At 62.8% G+C, this 16,271-nt stretch carries 17 protein-coding genes and 1 pseudogene; 13 read left to right on the top strand and 5 right to left on the bottom strand.

Going from position 1 to position 16,271, the window contains the following annotated elements; all coding sequences use genetic code 11:
* The first annotated feature begins 89 nt into the window (after positions 1–89).
* The 6 genes from E5F05_RS21105 to E5F05_RS02035 all read left to right on the top strand — a co-directional run bounded on the left by E5F05_RS21105 (position 90) and on the right by E5F05_RS02035 (position 4,366).
* A complete protein-coding gene (locus E5F05_RS21105) occupies positions 90–239 on the top strand; it encodes a hypothetical protein (RefSeq protein ID WP_184117652.1) in 150 nt (49 codons plus the stop codon).
* A 108-nt stretch (positions 240–347) separates the two neighbouring features.
* On the top strand, positions 348–1,016 hold the full coding sequence (locus E5F05_RS02055; RefSeq protein ID WP_146719815.1) for a hypothetical protein: 669 nt from the start codon (positions 348–350) through the stop codon (positions 1,014–1,016).
* A gap of 86 nt (positions 1,017–1,102) precedes the next feature.
* Positions 1,103–2,347: a Qat anti-phage system QueC-like protein QatC gene (qatC, locus tag E5F05_RS02050; RefSeq protein WP_146719814.1), complete on the top strand. Its 1,245-nt coding sequence runs from the start codon at positions 1,103–1,105 to the stop codon at positions 2,345–2,347.
* Positions 2,344–3,117, top strand: a complete 774-nt coding sequence (locus tag E5F05_RS02045; protein ID WP_146719813.1) for a TatD family hydrolase — start codon at positions 2,344–2,346, stop codon at positions 3,115–3,117. Before qatC ends, E5F05_RS02045 begins: the two co-directional genes overlap by 4 nt.
* A 132-nt stretch (positions 3,118–3,249) precedes the next feature.
* Positions 3,250–3,903, top strand: coding sequence for a hypothetical protein (locus E5F05_RS02040; RefSeq protein ID WP_146719812.1), 654 nt, complete (start codon positions 3,250–3,252; stop codon positions 3,901–3,903).
* A 175-nt stretch (positions 3,904–4,078) separates the two neighbouring features.
* Positions 4,079–4,366: a hypothetical protein gene (locus E5F05_RS02035; protein WP_146719811.1), complete on the top strand. Its 288-nt coding sequence runs from the start codon at positions 4,079–4,081 to the stop codon at positions 4,364–4,366.
* Positions 4,367–4,372: 6 nt separating this feature from the next.
* On the opposite strand, the gene E5F05_RS02030 is transcribed toward E5F05_RS02035, so the two are convergent.
* Positions 4,373–5,458, bottom strand: a complete 1,086-nt coding sequence (locus E5F05_RS02030) for a transposase (RefSeq protein ID WP_244944442.1) — start codon at positions 5,456–5,458, stop codon at positions 4,373–4,375.
* Positions 5,459–5,562: 104 nt separating this feature from the next.
* Here E5F05_RS02030 and ltrA point away from each other — a divergent pair, with 104 nt between their 5' ends.
* The 5 genes from ltrA to E5F05_RS02005 all read left to right on the top strand — a co-directional run bounded on the left by ltrA (position 5,563) and on the right by E5F05_RS02005 (position 11,230).
* On the top strand, positions 5,563–7,086 hold the full coding sequence (ltrA, locus tag E5F05_RS02025; RefSeq protein WP_146719809.1) for a group II intron reverse transcriptase/maturase: 1,524 nt from the start codon (positions 5,563–5,565) through the stop codon (positions 7,084–7,086).
* Positions 7,087–7,305: 219 nt separating this feature from the next.
* Positions 7,306–7,818: an Lrp/AsnC family transcriptional regulator gene (locus E5F05_RS02020; RefSeq protein ID WP_184117655.1), complete on the top strand. Its 513-nt coding sequence runs from the start codon at positions 7,306–7,308 to the stop codon at positions 7,816–7,818.
* On the top strand, positions 7,815–9,335 hold the full coding sequence (locus E5F05_RS02015) for an ABC transporter substrate-binding protein (protein WP_146719807.1): 1,521 nt from the start codon (positions 7,815–7,817) through the stop codon (positions 9,333–9,335). The genes E5F05_RS02020 and E5F05_RS02015 overlap by 4 nt, the downstream gene beginning before the upstream one ends.
* 76 nt (positions 9,336–9,411) lie before the next feature.
* Positions 9,412–10,362, top strand: a complete 951-nt coding sequence (locus E5F05_RS02010) for an ABC transporter permease (RefSeq protein ID WP_146719806.1) — start codon at positions 9,412–9,414, stop codon at positions 10,360–10,362.
* Positions 10,355–11,230 (top strand): ABC transporter permease, encoded by an 876-nt coding sequence (locus E5F05_RS02005; RefSeq protein ID WP_146719805.1) that lies wholly within the window; start codon positions 10,355–10,357, stop codon positions 11,228–11,230. Before E5F05_RS02010 ends, E5F05_RS02005 begins: the two co-directional genes overlap by 8 nt.
* A gap of 494 nt (positions 11,231–11,724) precedes the next feature.
* On the opposite strand, the gene E5F05_RS02000 is transcribed toward E5F05_RS02005, so the two are convergent.
* Genes E5F05_RS02000 through E5F05_RS01990 form a run of 3 tightly spaced genes read right to left on the bottom strand, consistent with a single transcriptional unit; the run spans position 11,725 to position 14,196 of the window.
* Positions 11,725–12,285, bottom strand: coding sequence for an AAA family ATPase (locus E5F05_RS02000; protein WP_221274310.1), 561 nt, complete (start codon positions 12,283–12,285; stop codon positions 11,725–11,727).
* A gap of 40 nt (positions 12,286–12,325) precedes the next feature.
* A complete protein-coding gene (locus tag E5F05_RS01995; RefSeq protein WP_146719803.1) occupies positions 12,326–13,456 on the bottom strand; it encodes an MraY family glycosyltransferase in 1,131 nt (376 codons plus the stop codon).
* A 38-nt stretch (positions 13,457–13,494) separates the two neighbouring features.
* Positions 13,495–14,196: a tyrosine-type recombinase/integrase gene (locus E5F05_RS01990; RefSeq protein WP_146719802.1), complete on the bottom strand. Its 702-nt coding sequence runs from the start codon at positions 14,194–14,196 to the stop codon at positions 13,495–13,497.
* A 142-nt stretch (positions 14,197–14,338) separates the two neighbouring features.
* On the opposite strand from E5F05_RS01990, the pseudogene E5F05_RS22035 reads away from it, so the two are divergent.
* Together E5F05_RS22035 and E5F05_RS01980 are read left to right on the top strand one after the other, a co-directional pair.
* A pseudogene (locus tag E5F05_RS22035) lies at positions 14,339–14,857 on the top strand (transposase); the annotation flags it as partial.
* Between the two features lie 337 nt (positions 14,858–15,194).
* Positions 15,195–15,980 (top strand): IS5 family transposase, encoded by a 786-nt coding sequence (locus E5F05_RS01980; RefSeq protein ID WP_146719800.1) that lies wholly within the window; start codon positions 15,195–15,197, stop codon positions 15,978–15,980.
* Positions 15,981–16,125: 145 nt separating this feature from the next.
* Here the strand turns inward: E5F05_RS01980 and E5F05_RS21100 are convergent, their stop codons facing one another.
* Positions 16,126–16,266 carry a hypothetical protein gene (locus E5F05_RS21100; RefSeq protein WP_184117656.1) on the bottom strand — a complete coding sequence of 47 codons (141 nt, stop codon included), beginning with the start codon at positions 16,264–16,266 and terminating at the stop codon, positions 16,126–16,128.
* Positions 16,267–16,271 lie beyond the last annotated feature (5 nt).

Raw genomic sequence — 16,271 nt, 5'->3', positions numbered from 1 at the left:
TTGCGGGTAGTGTCCCTCATCGAAAGCCTTTTTTATGTGCTGAGTCGCTGTTTCTGACGTAGTAGAGACCCCTTTCTACATTCCTGTGAATGAAAAGCCTACTGCACCTCAAGCTACTGTTCCTGCTGGTTTTCGCCAGCCTGACCTCTGCCCTGGCAGAGACGGCCCCCACCGCTTCCGCGGGAGCCGGACCTGTCCCCCTGACGATCGGCGGCCCGATAGATTACGGGCTGGAATAACGCGGGGGCACGGAAAGAATGGGAACTTCACAGCCCTATAACGCCCCCGCTACACCCCAGTGGACGGCCCTCAAGCGATTGGTTACGAAAGTTGCCCGCAGAAGCGCAGTGACCGCTGACGACGCGCAAGCGCTGGTGGCCCGCTTTGTGGACGCCCTCATCAGCGCCTCAGCGGGCAAGAACGTAGGGCAAGGCAGCGCGCAAGACCTCCCAGTGCGGCTTCCCCCTTTCAACGCCGCAGCGCTAGAAACGGCGCGCCGTTTGATCCTGTTTGCCTACGGAGTCCACCAGTCTGGGTTCGCTGCTGCGGCCGCACCTTTCAGGAAAGACTTGGGGCAACACCCTGCCCGGCGCGACGTGTTGCTGGCGCTGCTCAATGGCCTCGGCCCAGAAGGGTCCACCCTGCCTGAGGTGGATGCGCGCTTTGCTCTCCTGCACATTTTGGAGGTGGGGCAGGCCCAGGACACTGTGGAGGCGTATGAAGCGCACCTGGTGACGGCCCTCGACCCTGCTGCCCTTGGAGAACGCCTGAGGGACCTCTTTGCGGCCTGTCTGGAACACGCGTTGCAACGGTTCATGTACGAGTACCTGACGGAGCGAACCGGACACGATCAGGCCATGGCCGCGCTTATAGGGGCCTCAAAGGGGTTGTGGCAAAGGGTGTCTAACTTGCCCCCTCCTGCTGAGCCCGCGGGTGGATGGCACTCTCAAGAGGGGCTTAGGGCGGTGGAAGCGCTTTTCGCAGACGTCATACGCCGCGCTGGACCGAGGACCTGAAGATGAACGTAGAGCTCCACATACAGGCGGCTCCCCAGCGGGGAGAGTTCGCCCGAATCACCCTGAATGCCCCTGGGCTTGAGCCCATGGTGGTCCGTCTCGACACGCAGGCGCTCCGCCGCCACGGGGTTCAACACCATGAGGCGGCGCTCGACCTGCTTGCCCTGGCCGCCACGGTGTATGCCGTGGATTGCCTGGTACCCCGCAAGCAGGCAGAGGATGGCTGGACGCGGGAACTGGCCTTCGAGATGCCGGTCGCCGATCCGGCCCTCTGGGAGACGGCGCGCTTCGCCTTGGAGCGCTGCCTGTCTTTTCTCAGCGGTGACCGCTGGTCCATTACCTTCACGCCGCGCAAGGTTGAACTCTGGGCCCCACGCCGTGAGGTCCCAACCCCCAAGCCGGTGCAGGTCGTGAGCCTGTTTTCTGGGGGGTTGGACTCCACCATCGGTGTGATCAATCACCTGGCGAGCACCCAGGACCAACTGTTGTTGGTGGGGCACTCCGACACCCAGACCTCCGGAACGAAGCGGGATCAGGAGGAGGTGTACGGGCACATCAATGACACGTTCTCGGGACGTTCAGAGCTGTTGCAGGTCCATGCTGGATTTGACCGTCAGGCGGGGGAGCGCACCATGCGCAGCCGCTCTTTCCTCTTCCTAGCCCTCGGCGTGTGGGCGTCGGACGTTCAGGGAGCCGGCACGCCGCTGCTGATTCCGGAAAACGGCACCATCGCGCTGAACATGCCCCTAACCCCCACCCGGACCGGTTCCAACAGCACCCGCACCACCCATCCGCACTATCTGGAGCTTTACCGGGAGTTCCTGAAGACCCTCGGCCTGGACGTCCCTCTGATTAATCCTCTGGAAGACCAGACCAAGGGGGAGGCGGTCAGGAACTGCTCGGACGCGGCGCTGCTGAAGAAGGTGGTGGCCCTGACCAATTCCTGCGCAAAAACGAACCGCCGGGGGCATTGGGTGCGCCGAACGCCCAGCATCAAACATTGTGGGCAGTGTATGCCCTGCTTATACCGGCGAGCGGCCCTCCATACGGCAGGCTGGGATGAGGGTCAGGCGTATGGCCTCGACCTGGCAAACGGGGAAGTGGACCTGGACGGCACGTCGTCAGGAGCAAATGATGCGCGCGCCCTTCTGTACCTGATCCGCCGCGCACCAGACCGGGACGAGCTGGAAAACCGGTTGTTTACCAATGGCCCTCTGGAGGTGGGAAAGCGCCAGGACTACGCCCGCCTCGTGCACACGACGCTGGGAGAGCTCCGCACCTGGGTCGAGGACAAAGGCAACCCGAAGGTGCGGGGAAACGCCGGAGTATGAGTCGGTGGGTGGACGCCCACTGCCACGTCGACCTCTTCCCACAGCCCGAGCGACTCCTGGCAGAGACGGAGCGGCTGGGCATCACTACCCTTGCGGTAACCAACCTGCCCAGTCATTTCCATCTGGGCCACCCACATTTTCGGCGGTACCGCCGCGTCCGGCCCGCCGTCGGTCTTCACCCCCTGCTCGCGACTGAACATACCCCCGCGGAACGGGCGGCGTTTCTCCGGGCCCTCCCCATGACGTCCTACGTGGGCGAGGTCGGTCTGGACGGCTCAGGACATGGCCGGGCTTTTCTGGAGCTTCAGCGCGCTTCTTTTGAGTTCGTCCTGGAGGCCCTTGGCAGACGGACCCACCTGATGAGCATTCATTCTCGCGGTGCTGAGGCAGAGGTGCTTGACCGCCTGTCCGCCCATGGGGTGCAGCGGGCCGTCTTTCACTGGTACACCGGGCCGCTTCGTCTTGTGGACGCTATTCTGTCCGCCGGTCACGCCTTTTCTGTCAATCCAGCGATGATGCGCTCGGCTTCAGGACGCCGCATCATCGCCCAGATTCCTGCGGACCGGTTGCTGACAGAGTCCGACGGTCCACACATTCGTTTGGAGGGACAAGCACAGGACCCCAGGGCCATTCCCGCCCTTGTTGCCGAGCTGGCACCCACCCTTGGTCTGACACCCGAGGAACTGGCCGAGCAAATCTTCCACACTTTGAAAGCGCTTCTCTCTCCTACGAAAGGGGAAGAAGCCCCTTTTCGAAAGGGGCACCTTTAATTTCGCCTGAAAATGAATTCCCAGTAATGTCTAAATATGTTGATCTCCCCCTTATCCAGCGTCCACCGTGCAACACAACTTCAGACTTTGCTGTTGCCGATATGACGCCATGTTCGCAAGATGAGAGGCCGAATGAATTCAATTAAATCACGTCTAGGAGAAATGGCATCATCCAGGCTTTTCCGAATTTTTGGATCCCTTCTCACAGCTGTTTATTTTCTTTTTCTATTTTCCTTGATTGTGGCCGTTGTAGGAGCTATGTTCATTAGCAAGAAGGCCTATGATAAGCCTGATGTTTATATAGGATTCATTGCATTTCTCGCGGTCTTCGGGACAACTTGTGGTGCTACAATGACAAGCGTGCGCGCCACGCCTGAAAATATTGCCGATTCAATCAATAAAAGGACTAATTCTAATTTTATCTTCGCTTCTCTCGGTATTGCATCAATATTAATAACGCTTCTTGGAATTCTAATTGGCCTACTCTTACCAAATAGATCGCCTAAAGCTGAAATTGGCCCTTATTCTGTTCTCTGGTTATTCTGGGGATCATCAATCATAATTTCACTAGGTATTATCCTAAGTCTCTTAGCATCGGGGGCCATCATCCGCAACCATGTGCTCAACGCCTTCTATTTGATTCGCAATCCAAATATAACTTCGCCAAGTAAGCCCGCCGATCCACCCAGCAGCGAGCGCACACAAAGTTTGGAGTCGCAGACCTCTCCCCCTTCTGGCATAGACCTTGAGCAAGAGGCGAGTTCTGAGACCTTGAGTCGAGCGTAACCGCCCGGCTACCCGAGGGGCAAGTCGTCAAGATGGTGGCAGAGTCGGTTATAACGTGCATCGCTTAGTCCTGTCACACCCGCTGAGTTACAGTGCCCTTCACGGTAACCGTGCCCAGTTCATTTGAGAAGGACTGCCTCAAATTTCCCTTGAATAAGACGCTGATCTTCCCACTTTGAAGCTGCCTGAAAGTCAATTCACTGATGTCATCAACGACATTCTCAGCGCGAAGGTGGTAGACCGCCAGGAACTTCGCCAGTTGCAAAACATCACCTTGTTGTCCCGCTCGTTTCTTGGCGAGGGGAAGGACGCCATTCTTCAACTCATCGGTCGGGCTGGAGGGGGGCCTGCTTCCTGGGTCTCCCTGAGGGGACTCGCCCAGCAGCAGTTGCCGGACGGCCTCCTCGGCGAGATCGGTGGCGGATTTGCCATTCCAGTTGACCCGGTACACCTGACGGCCTGACAGACTTTATGAGGGCGAACGAAAAACGAGCTGCCAGCCGACTTCGAGCGTTGTTTGTGGTACAGCATGAGGGCGTTTTCGTCCGCTCAGTGGCTCAGGGTCAGGCGCACCCTGGAGGGTCAGGCGGAGGAAGACCGCCTGACCTCGGCTCAGCGCGTATTGAACAGCCCGGAGACCGATCTTGAGATAGCTCAGCGCCCGCTGCCAGTGGGGATCGACGACACGTCGATCCCCGCGCTGCACAATCTGAACCCCTTCGGACACGAGCAGCAAGGTTGCGACCGCCAGCACCAGAATCAGGCGTTCCAGACTGGCAGCGTCTCGCAGCTTGGAATCTTCCAGACCGAACAGGCCGCTTTTCTCGTCCAGAAAGCCTTCCTCGATCTGGAAGCGTTCACCATACTCGGCGAAGGTCTCGATGCTGGTCGGCTCGTCGCTCACGACCTGCCACTGCTCTGGGCCGTCCAATGGACGGCCCAGAGCCACGTGAACCGGACCAAAGTGCTGCCCGGTGAGGGTGACGTTGTGAACGCAACGGGTTTCCCTGGGGGAGAGTCTGACCTCGCCCACTTTGCACAGCCGCTGGCCGTCTGGCGCAGCGAGGATCAGGCTGGATTTGATGCGGATACGGTAGTGCCACCCGCAGACCCGCAGCCAGGCCATCAGTTGCGTGTCGCAGAACCCCCGGTCCGCCAAAAGGCGGACCTGATGCTGACCGAGGAAATCGAGGAGGCCTTTGACTTCGGCCAGGACGGGCAGCAGTTGAGCCGTGCCGACCTGAGCGCTGGGGTGTTCGAGGACGCGCGAGACGAGCGGCACCGCTCGTCCCCAGAACAGGACCGAAATGCGAATCAGGCAGAACTTCTCGAACAGGACACTGGTGTCCAAGGCCAGGATCAGAGTGTGCCCGCCCCAGTCGCGCAGGGCACGGGTCACGAGTGGACCGTAAATGGCGGTGGGGTCGAGGGCAGGATTGTCCAGCCACCGACGACAGCGGCGTTCAGTGCTCTGAGCGAAGGTGGCGCTGGAGTGGATGTGGGGCAGCCAGGCCGGGAGAAAGCTGCGCTGGGAAAGCAGCAGGCCCGTGACCATCCAGGCGAGGGTGCGCGCATTGCGAATGTCGTTCCACAGACCGGTCTGGAGATGAGCCAGGACAGCTTGGTAGAGTCGGGGAGCGTCCCCGGCGGCATTTTCAGTTGTCACAGACAGAAAGTGTCCCCGACCGGGGACGCTTTCTCATACTTTCTGTCAGGCGGTCAGCCCAGCAGAATCAAGGCAAGCACACTCCGGGGGTGGACGGCATGGTCGTAGACACGCCGGAAGCCCGCGTTCAACTCCTTCAGGAAGGTCTGAGCCTGAAGGGCTACGGACCCAAGCCTGTCCGAAGGGTCTACATCCCGAAGGCGAACGGAAAAACCCGTCCGCTGGGGATTCCGACCGTGAAGGACAGGGTGATGCAGGCCATCGTGAAATTCGCACTTGAGCCGGAATGGGAATCCCGCTTCGAGGCCAACTCTTACGGATTCCGACCGGGCAGAAGCACGATGGACGCCATCACCGCCATCCACACCACCATGAATAAGCGAGGAAGCAGCCAGTGGGTACTGGACGCCGACATCAGCGGGTGTTTTGACAACATCAGTCACGACGCCCTGCTGAGCAGGCTCCCGGTGTTCACAAAGGTCATCCGTCGCTGGCTCAAGGCGGGGGTAGTGGAGTTCGGGAGCAAGTCGGATAGCCCCGCAGGGACGCCACAGGGCGGCATCATCTCGCCGCTTCTGGCGAACATTGCTCTTGACGGTCTGGAACGGCTGTTCGGAGCGGAAGATGCAAGGGGTAACCCTGTTGCCCCGGCCAAGCGAAAGGGACTCAACCGGGGATTGAGCGTCGTCCGCTACGCGGACGACTTCGTGGTAACCGCGCCCTCAAAAGAGGTGCTGGAGAAATACGTGATGCCTAAACTCACGGATTTCCTGCGGCAACGCGGTCTAGAACTTAGCGAAGCCAAGACCCGCATCGTCCAAGTAGACGAAGGGTTTGACTTTCTGGGGTTCACGGTGCGCCGCTTCAAGGGAACACTGCTCACCAAGCCTGCCAAGGACAAGGTGCTGCAACACCTGCGGAGCATCAAGGCGTATCTGAAAAGCCACGAACAAACCCCAGCAGGACAGGTGGTCAGTGACCTCAACCCTGTCATCCGGGGATGGGCGAACTACTACCGACACTGCGCGGCCAAAGGAACTTTCGATAAGGCCGACCATCGGATGTGGCAGATGTTGTGGGTATGGGCAAGACGCCGACACCCCAACAAGCCCGCCAAATGGGTCAAGCAACGGTACTTCCGCGACGATGGCCTCTGGACGTTCTACGAGGGCAACGCGCAACTTCTGCGCCGGTCGGCCACGCCAGTCACCCGCTTTACGAAGGTCGAAGGGAAATCATCACCCTTTGATCCGGCACTACGGAACTACTGGCAGACCCGACAGAAACGCAGGGTTGCGCGGCAGATTTACCAGAAGGATAGGCTGGAACTTCTGCGCCGTCAGGGCGGCGAGTGTGGCCTGTGCCGTCTTCCGCTGCCAGCGGAAGACATAGACGACCACCACGTCACGCCGAGACACACGGGGGGACAGAACACGTTAGATAACCGGATGCTGGTGCATCGCTGGTGCCATCACGCGCATCATCAGCGGGTTGGGTATAAGGGCTTGAAGGCTTGAGCCGTGTGCGGTGAAAGTCGCACGCACGGTTCTGAGGGGGCTGGGAGAGCCGCCTCCGGCCCTCCATCCCATCACCTCACCGCAGCCATCATCGGGCCGCATCACTGCTTTCGATAATCCAGACGGCCCACTTCTACGTGATGCGAATTCTGGTTGCAATTCGACTCCGAAACGCGTAACTTTTACGACAAGCCCACTTAACTTTGCAGAGGAGGTTTGGTGCTCGAACTCGACGACCTGGATTGGCAGATTCTGAAGTTTCTGCGTGCCGATGGCCGCACGCCCTTTCGTGAGATCGCGCGGCAGGTGGGGGTGACGGAGGGCACGGTCCGCAACCGGGTGAACGCGCTTACCGATTCGGGCTCCGTCCGCATCATCGCGGTGGCCGATCCCATCAGCCTGGGGGTGCCCATCCTGGCCACGACCTACGCCCGCATCCGGCCCGCCGACCTTGAGGCCTTCTGCCGGAAGATGGAGGCCGCGCCCGAGGTCTGTTACCTGGGGACTGGTCTCGGCCAGAAGAACGTGGTCGTGGAGTCGATGCACCCGGACCTGCCGGGCCTCTTCGACTTCACCCAGGCCCACCTGCACCAGCCGGAGGTGCTGGAGTACGACACCGTGCAGGTGCTGCACATCCGCAAGACCGTGTGGGACTGGGACACCGTGAACCCGGCCCAGCAGCGTGAACGCGCCCGCCGCCCCTTCCCCGCCACACCCCTGGAGGAGCCATGAAGACCAGAAGCGCCCTGACCGCCGCCCTTGTCCTCGGCCTGATCCTCACGCCCGCTCTGCCCGTGCAAGCGCAGGCCGCCGTCAAGAAGGGCGGCACCCTCGAGGCCGCTTGGACGCAGGAACCCGCTAGCCTCGACCCTGACGTCAGCAGCGCCTACAGCTCCTTCCAGATTCTGGAGAACGTTCTTGACACCCTCGTTACCCTCAATACCAGGGGGAACATCATCCCCTCGCTGGCGACCTCGTGGAAGACGAGCGCGGACGGCAAGACCTGGACCTTCACCCTGCGCCCCGGCGTGAAGTTCAGCAACGGGCGGGCCATGACTGCCGCCGACGTGGTCTACAGCCTCAACCGCCTGCGGGATCCCAAGACCGGCTCGGGCAACGCCTACCACCTCTCGGGGGTCACCTCGGTCACCGCGCCGAATGCCCACACCGTCGTCCTCACCCTCAAGGAGGCGCGGACGAATATCCTGGGTGATCTGACAAGCAAGTCCACCGGCGTCTTCGCCAGGGAAGGGGTCGCCAACAAGACCATCGCCACCGCCCCTATTGGGACCGGGCCCTTCCGCATCACCTCGTATCAACCGGGGGTGGGAGTCAAGCTCGCGCGCAATCCCTACTACTGGCAGGCGGGGCTGCCGTACCTCGACGGCATTGACATCCGCGTCATCCCCGACGAGGGGGTGCGGCGCTCCTCGCTGGTCAGCGGGGATGTCGACTGGGTGATGGCCGTGCCGCCGCAGGACATCCCCACCCTCAAGAAGAACCCGAAGCTGGTGGTGGACTCTGTCCCGGCCTTCGCGTACTGGTACATCGGGGTGAACACCCGGCGCAAGCCCCTTGACCAGAAGCCGGTGCGGCAGGCCATCGCGGAGGCGATCAACCGCGACCAGATCGTGCAGGGGGCGATGTTCGGGCAGGCGGTGGTCAACCAGGGTCCCATCCCCGCCAACAACGCCTTCGCGCAGAGATACAGCCCCTACACCGGCAGCCTCGACAAGGCGCGGGCACTGCTCGCTGCCGGGCGGGTGCCCCAGGGCTTCGAGACGAGCATCATGGTCACGACCCAGTACCCGGAGACGGTGCGAATCGCGCAGATTCTCCAGGCTCAGCTCGCCGCACTGGGCATCAAGGCGAGCATCCGCACGCTGGAGTGGGCGCAGTGGCTGGAGGAGGAGGGCAAGGGCAACTACGACCTGTTCGTGCTGAACTGGAACGCGATGGTGGACCCCGGCGATTACTTCTACGCCCAGCACCGCACCGGACAGGGCTTCAACTTCACCGGCTACAGCAACCCCACCCTCGACAAGCTGCTCGACGCCGCCCGCTTCTCGACGAACGACGCGCAGCGCAAGGCGCTCTACGCCCAGATCAACAAGATCGTCGTGGACGACGCACCCTACATCTACCTGTTCAACCCGTACAACGTGAACGCCTACTCGACTGCCGTGAAGGGCTACGCCGCCCGTCCCGACCAAGCGATCAACTTCACGAGGACCTGGCTCAACCGCTGAGGCCGCCCCTCCCCGGTGGGCTGCGAACCTTCTCCGTCCACAGCCCACCTCGCTTTCCCTGCCCGAAGAGGAGGTCATGACCCTTTCTTATCTTGTCCGCCGTCTGGGGAGCGTGGCGTTGGTACTCCTGGGGATCAGCGTGCTCACCTTCCTGCTGGTGCAGTTTATTCCCGGCGACCCGGCGCGCGTGGTGCTGGGTGTGCAGGCGAGCGACGAGGCGGTCGCGCAGCTCCGGGCACAGATGGGTCTGGACGCCCCGCTGTACGTGCAGTTCTTCCGCTGGCTCTTCGGCGTGCTGCACGGCGACTTCGGGCGCAGCCTGGTGACGGGGGCCCCCATCACCGGCATCGTCGCTCCGCGCGTCCTCCCCACCGTGACGCTGGCACTCGCCGCCCTGCTGATCGGGCTGGCGCTGGCCCTGCCGCTGGGGATTGCCGGGGCGCTGCGGCCCGGGAGCAAGCGGGACCTGGGCGCGGGGCTGCTCAGCCAGCTCGGCGTGTCGGTGCCGGACTTCTGGCTGGGGATCATGCTGATCTACCTCTTCTCCGAGCGGCTGGGCTGGCTGCCCTCCAGCGGCTACCAGGGGCTGGCCGAGGGCGGGCTGGCCGGGTGGGCGGGGCACCTCTTGCTGCCCGCCGTTACCGCCGGGGTAGTCAGTGGTGCCATCATGATCCGCTTCGTGCGGAGCGCACTGCTGGATGTCATCGGGCTCGACTATGTGCGCACAGCCCGTGCCAAGGGGCTGAGGGCGGGCGAGGTCATGACCCGCCACGTCCTGCGCAACGCCGCGATTCCCATCGTGACGGTGGTGGGGTTGCAACTCGCCACGCTGCTCAGCCAGATCGTTGTGGTGGAGATCGTGTTCGCGTGGCCGGGACTGGGACGGCTGGCGCTGGAGGCGACCCTGAACCGTGACTACTCGATCCTCCAGGCGTCGGTGCTGCTGACCGCCGTGATCTACTCGGCCTCCAGCCTGCTCACCGACCTGCTGTACGGGGCGCTCGACCCCCGGGTGCAGTATGGCTAGCTCGGCCGTTGAAGCTTCGCCACGGCGGGGGCGCAGCTTCTTCAGCCGGGTGCTGGGCCACCGCACCCTGCGGGTGGGGCTCGTCCTCCTGGCCCTGGTGCTGCTCGCCACCCTGGCCGGGCAGCTCTTCACGCCGCAGGACCCCGTCGCCATGAACTTCGCGGCGACCTTTCAACCGCCGAGTGCCGCGCACCTCCTGGGGACCGACAACTTCGGGCGGGACGTGTTCTCACGCATCCTGGCGGGGGCGTGGGTGTCGGTGCGGGTGGCCCTGATCGCGGTGGGGCTGTCGGCCCTCGTGGGCGTTACGCTGGGGACGGCGGCGGGCTACTACCGGGGCTGGGTGGACGAGGTGCTGATGCGCCTGATGGACGTGCTGATGGCCTTTCCGGCGCTGCTGCTGGCGATTGCGGTCATGGCGATCCTGGGGCGGGGTGTGGAGAACGCGATGATCGCTATCGCCGTTGTGTACACGCCTATCTTCGCCCGCATCACGCGCGGCAGCATCCTGACCGTGCGCGAGGAGGAGTACCTGACGGCAGCCCGCGCGCTGGGGCAGACCGACCTGCGGCTGATGTGGCGCCATGTCCTCCCCAACGCGCTCGGCCCCATCATCGTGCAGACCTCGCTGAGCCTGGCCTTCGCAGTTCTCGCCGAGTCCGCCCTGAGCTTCTTCGGCCTGGGCACCCAGCCCCCCACCCCGAGCTGGGGCTTGATGCTCTCCGAGGGGCGGTCCTTCCTGCTGCAAGCCCCGTGGCTGGGCCTGTTCCCGGGCGTGGCGATCATGCTCACGGTGCTGAGCTTCAACCTCGTCGGGGACGGCCTGCGCGACCTGCTCGATCCCCGCATGCGGCAGCGGCTGCGGTAAGAACCAGCCACATCGGGCACCGCGTTGACATCCGTCGCCAGTCCGGGACCTGAGCGGTCAAGCCGCTCTTTTCGGCTTAGCGCTGTACCGTTCCTCCATCTTGTCGGAGCCCCCTACCGGGCAGGAAGACCAGTTGGCCGCGCTCGGGTTGGTGCTGAACGCGGTTCCCCTTTGTGACAGCCGGTATCTGGGGCTGGCCGTCGGGCATCTGCGCGCTCAGGTTTTGAGGTGCGCGATGAGGACGTGGAGCGGCTGTCCCTCTTGCGGTTTAAACACATCTACTGGAGAGGCCGTACGCCTTCCTCTTGGCCGAGGCAGTCAAGCAGGGTGAGCTTCGCCCTTTGCAGGACCCCGATGATGTGCTGTACGAATAGAAAGGGCGATATGCCGGTTCGCCGTTCCATTGCTACCGCAAGGCTATCGCCACTTCCCTTCCAGGCCTCAAAGGGGCGAAGGGCGAAATTTCGGCAGAGAAGAGCGCTGTAACAGGTGGATCAGTCCTGCCGTCGGTGCGCCCACTGCACCTGCCACCGCCGGATGATACTGTTGAGTCGGGAGGTCGTGCGGGGCTCAAGGGTTATGCCGACCTGCCGCGCAACCTCCTCGGCCACCTGCTCGACGCTGCGCCCCTCCGTGTGCACATGTTGCGCGAAGAGCGGCTGCTCCAACTCCCTCAGACACCGCTCCAGTTGGCGAGCGCCGTAAGAGGCCCCTCCCTCCCCACGATTCAGCAGGCGGCGCCGCACCGCGCGTGAGGAAGCCATCAGGGTGAAGTGCCGCACATCGAACCCCTCCCGGGCCAGTTCCCCCACCATCTCGTCGAGGTACTGCGGCACCACCACCGTCATCGGCACAATGACGGCTCCAGACCTCCTCTGCAACAATCGCGCGAGGGTGCGCCGGGTGCCCTCCCGCCACAACGGCTCGTCCTGAAAGTCACCGCGTAGCTCCCGAGGCGTCATGCGGTGCAGCGCGAAGCGCAGGTGCTCCGGGTCACACACAAAGCTGCCCGGCCAGCGGCGTTGCAATTCATGCGCCGTCTGTGTCTTCCCCACCCCAAAGGGTCCGTTCAACCACACCAGCACGGGAACTCCATCAGGCCGTCAGGTGGTCCTGGTCCCGCACGCGCTCCGAGCGCAACGCGCGAACCCGCCGGAAGACCACCAGCGCGAGCAAGGCGATGACCATGACCACGACCACACCGATCACCAGGGGATTCACGCCCTGGACCCACATGCCCAGCGGGCTCAGACCCAAGGTGAGGCTCCACATCATGACGGCGGTCCGCCGCGCATCCGTCCGGGCCAGCAGTTTGTGGTGCAGGTGATCCTTGCCTGGGTGTGACAGCGGATTTTTGCCCTGCGCCAGACGACGCAGCACCACTTGGGTGGTGTCGAGGATCGGCAGGGCGAGGACCAGGAGCGGCCCGAGCAGCGAGTAGCCCACACTGGCCTTCAGGGTGCCCAGCAACGCGACCGCCGCAATGGTGTACCCGAAGAGATACGCGCCCGCGTCGCCCATGATGATGCGGCTGGGATTGAAGTTGTGCCGCAGAAAGCCCAGCGCGGCGCCTGCCAGTCCCGCGAGCAGCACCACCGCCGTGCCTCGGTCCGGAAACTGTGCGGCGACGACGAGCAGGACCATGCTGGCGATGAACCCAATGCCACCCACTAGGCCGTCCACCCCATCGAGCAGGTTGAAGGCATTGGTGATGCCAACGATCCAGAGCAATGTCACGGCGATGTTGAGGGGTTCGAGCAGGGCCGCAGGCAGGGTGGGCAGCCAGGTCATCGCCGAGAGATCGACGTGCAGGCCGTTAACGATGAGCAGCAGCGACGCGACGAATTGCAGGGCCATCCTCAGCAGGGGCGGCAAGCCGAACTGGTCGTCAATAAACCCCATCATCGTCATCAGGGTGGCCCCCAGCAGGATGGCAAGGACCTGGATCTGCACTTCGGGCAGACCGATGGGTCGAAGCATCCAAACGACAATCACGGGCAGCAGGAAGCCCGTGAAGATTGCCAGACCGCCCGCATTAGGGAGGGGCGCTTTGTTCAGCCGCCGCTCGTTGGGCAGGTCCGCCCAGCCCACCTGAACGGCAAAGGCACGCACCCGGGGGATGAAGCGGTGCGTGAACGCCCACGCGGCGAGGAAGGTGAAAATCACGCTGAGAAACCCCCATTTGAGGGGCTCGGCAATACCCAGGGCGTGCAGGAAGTCCTGCATAGCACTTCAACGTACCGCGCCCGAGTGAGACGGGCGCTTCACACCTCCAGCAGCTTGACGGCTTGCTGATAGGCAGCTTCCACGGCATCCAACGAAAGGTGCTGATACACCTCCAAACTCTTCTTGCTCACGTGCCCAGTCAAAAGTTGAATCTGCGCGTCGGACAGCTTCTGCCCGGTCAGGAAGGTCGGCATCTGGTGCCGGAAGAGGTGTGGGTGGACCTCCTCGCTCAGCCCGGCAACCTTGCGGTAGTGCTGCACAATCTGCTGCACTCGCCGCACCGTGTAGGGCCCGCATCGCTGGGTCTCGAACAGGTACACGTTCTTCGGGTGGGCGGCAAGGTGGGCACGCAGCACCAGGCTGAAGGCCTGGGGGAACAGGAGGTAGCGGTCCTTGCTGCCCTTGCCCTGGTCTACGAAGATTTTGCAAGCCGCGAGGTCCACGTCGCCGACTTCGATCTTCACCAGCTCTCCGACACGCACGGCGGTGAAAAACAGCAGCTTGAGCATGATCTCGTGCTCGACCCGGCCACCCTCGCGCACCGCCCGGAAGAAGCAGGTCAACTCATTGAGGGTGAGGAGCTGGGGGAGCTTGCGTTCCCGCCTGGGCTTCTTCAACCCGAGCTTCCTCCGGGCTTGCTGGCAGACATACCCAAACTCGTCGTAGGAGAGCCGTTCCTTCCGGGCGAGACGGACAAGCTGGGCGACGAGTTCAAATTTCGCCTTCTGTGTTGACGGCATGAAAAGCACCCTCGTTCCGGCTGATCTTGACGGGCTTGAGTGGGGCTGGCTGCGCACTTTTCTTCGTGCTTCCGTCAAAGGGCGCAATGTTACGCTAACCCCCTGACTCTGGTGGCGAAGTCGGGCGGGTGCAAACTAGAGCATGTTGCGCCCTGAACCCATCGGTGCCATCCCTGAAGAAACAGTTCGTGTGGCTCGGTCCGCCTTCCGAAAAGGGAGCCTTGCCATGCAGTTACGGGACGAGCTGGGAACGCTGTACACCGACGCGGATTTTGCCGACCTGTATCCCAATCTCGGCCAGCCTGCCCTGTCTCCCTGGCGATTGGCCCTGGTTACTGTGCTGCAATTTCTGGAGAACCTGACGGACCGCCAGGTTGCGGATCAGGTCCGAGGTCGGGTGGACTGGAAGTACGCCCTGGGCCTCGAACTCACCGACCCTGGTTTTGACCGGAGCGTGCTGAGCGAGTTTCGGACCCGTCTAACCCAGAACCAAGCCGAATCGCGGCTACTGGACCGCATGCTGGAGCACTTCCACGCCAAAGGATTGATTCGTGCCCGTGGGCATCAGCGTACCGATTCCACCCACGTCCTGGCCGCGGTACGACGACTCCAACGATTGGAATCGGCAGCGGAAACGGTTCGGGCGGCATTGAATGCGTTGAGTGCGGCGGACCCCGAATGGGTCCGCCATGTCGCACAGCCTGAGTGGTTCGAGCGCTACGGGCACCGGGTCGAGGACTCCCGCCTCCCGAAAGGCAAAGCTGCCCGTGAAGCTTATGGCCTGGCGGTGGCCGCCGACGGCTTTACCCTGCTGGACGCACTTAACGGCGAAGGGACCCCCGAAGGTCTTCGTCGCCTGCCGATGGTCAAGGTGTTGGAGCAGTGGTGGGTGCAGAATTTCATCCGTGAAGAAGGGCGGATTCGCTGGCGACGCGGTGACGACCTGGCCCCCTCAGAGCGTGTTTCAAAAGGGTCAGGTGTTGGGGCAACTTTGAGGTGTGAAACGCAAAGCCTACCCGAGCGACCTGACCCGGAAACAGTTGAAGCGCCTTGAACCACTGCTGCCTGCGGGTCGACCCGGAGGTCGGCCCCGTGCCGTGGACCTTTACGAGGTGGTGTGCGCCATCTTGTACACGCTCCAGAACGGCAACACCTGGCGCGCTTTACCGCATGACTTTCCGAAGTGGCAGACGGTGGATCGGTATTTCCGACGTTTTGAGCAGGAGGGGACATGGGCCGCGATCAACCGTGTCCTGGTGCGGAAGACGCGCTGCGCCTGTGGGCGCAGCGCCGAACCCAGTGCCGCCAGCTTGGCTGCACAGTCGGTCCGGTGCTCTCCACAAGCCGGACCACGTGGGAGAGCTGCCGCCAAGCGACTGATCGGGCGCAAACGGCACGTCTTGGTCGCTACCTTGGGCCTGCTGCTGTTCGTCCTCGTTACCAGCGCGAACGTCCAAGATCACAACGGCGGACGGTTGGTACTGAACGCGGCAAGACATCGCTTTCCCCACATCGAACTGGTGTGGGTGGACCCTGGGTATCAAGCAGGCTTGGAAGGCTGGGTCAGGGCCCTGTGCGGGTGGAAGATCGAGGTCGTGCGCCCGGAACCGGGCGCACGCGGTTTTCAGGTCTTGCCCAGACGCTGGGTAGTAGAGCGTTCCTTGGCCTGGTTGACCCGTTCTCGTCGGCTGTCCAGGGATTTCGAGGGACGTCCTCAAACCACCGAAGTCTGGTGCTATCTCGCCAATATCCGCCTCATGCTTCGCCGTCTTGACCCCTGCTGACACCCTTTTGAAACACGCTCTGAGCGGTGCAGAGAAGCGGGTCAAGTCACCGGAGGCGTGGAAGAGCGGTGAGCCTGGGCGTTTCCATGCCAAGCGGCCGCCTCACCTGAGAGACCCACGTCTTCCAGAGGTTGGCTTGCCCCTCTTACCCCGCCGGGCACGCCTGCCGTTCCAGCACGCGCGCGCTCTGTCCCTCGAAGTACGCGAAGGTCAGCCTGGGCCGCCGACGCTGGTCGTACACGAAGCCGCGCACCTCGTTCCCCCGCGCCGCCAGCGTCAGGTACACCGCCC

It is taken from the genome of Deinococcus metallilatus, assembly GCF_004758605.1.
In the GTDB taxonomy this organism is placed as follows: domain Bacteria; phylum Deinococcota; class Deinococci; order Deinococcales; family Deinococcaceae; genus Deinococcus; species Deinococcus metallilatus.
Note: the sequence above shows the minus strand (reverse complement) of the source record. Positions and strands in the feature narration are given on the sequence as shown.

Coding starts and splice junctions, on each gene's coding strand:
- E5F05_RS21105 (WP_184117652.1), top strand. CDS start 90: ATGAAAAGCCTACTGCACCTCAAGCTACTGTTCCTGCTGGTTTTCGCC.
- qatC (WP_146719814.1), top strand. CDS start 1,103: ATGGTGGTCCGTCTCGACACGCAGGCGCTCCGCCGCCACGGGGTTCAA.
- E5F05_RS02045 (WP_146719813.1), top strand. CDS start 2,344: ATGAGTCGGTGGGTGGACGCCCACTGCCACGTCGACCTCTTCCCACAG.
- E5F05_RS02040 (WP_146719812.1), top strand. CDS start 3,250: ATGAATTCAATTAAATCACGTCTAGGAGAAATGGCATCATCCAGGCTT.
- E5F05_RS02030 (WP_244944442.1), bottom strand. CDS start 5,458: ATGGTCACGGGCCTGCTGCTTTCCCAGCGCAGCTTTCTCCCGGCCTGG.
- E5F05_RS02015 (WP_146719807.1), top strand. CDS start 7,815: ATGAAGACCAGAAGCGCCCTGACCGCCGCCCTTGTCCTCGGCCTGATC.
- E5F05_RS02010 (WP_146719806.1), top strand. CDS start 9,412: ATGACCCTTTCTTATCTTGTCCGCCGTCTGGGGAGCGTGGCGTTGGTA.
- E5F05_RS02005 (WP_146719805.1), top strand. CDS start 10,355: ATGGCTAGCTCGGCCGTTGAAGCTTCGCCACGGCGGGGGCGCAGCTTC.
- E5F05_RS01995 (WP_146719803.1), bottom strand. CDS start 13,456: ATGCAGGACTTCCTGCACGCCCTGGGTATTGCCGAGCCCCTCAAATGG.
- E5F05_RS01990 (WP_146719802.1), bottom strand. CDS start 14,196: ATGCCGTCAACACAGAAGGCGAAATTTGAACTCGTCGCCCAGCTTGTC.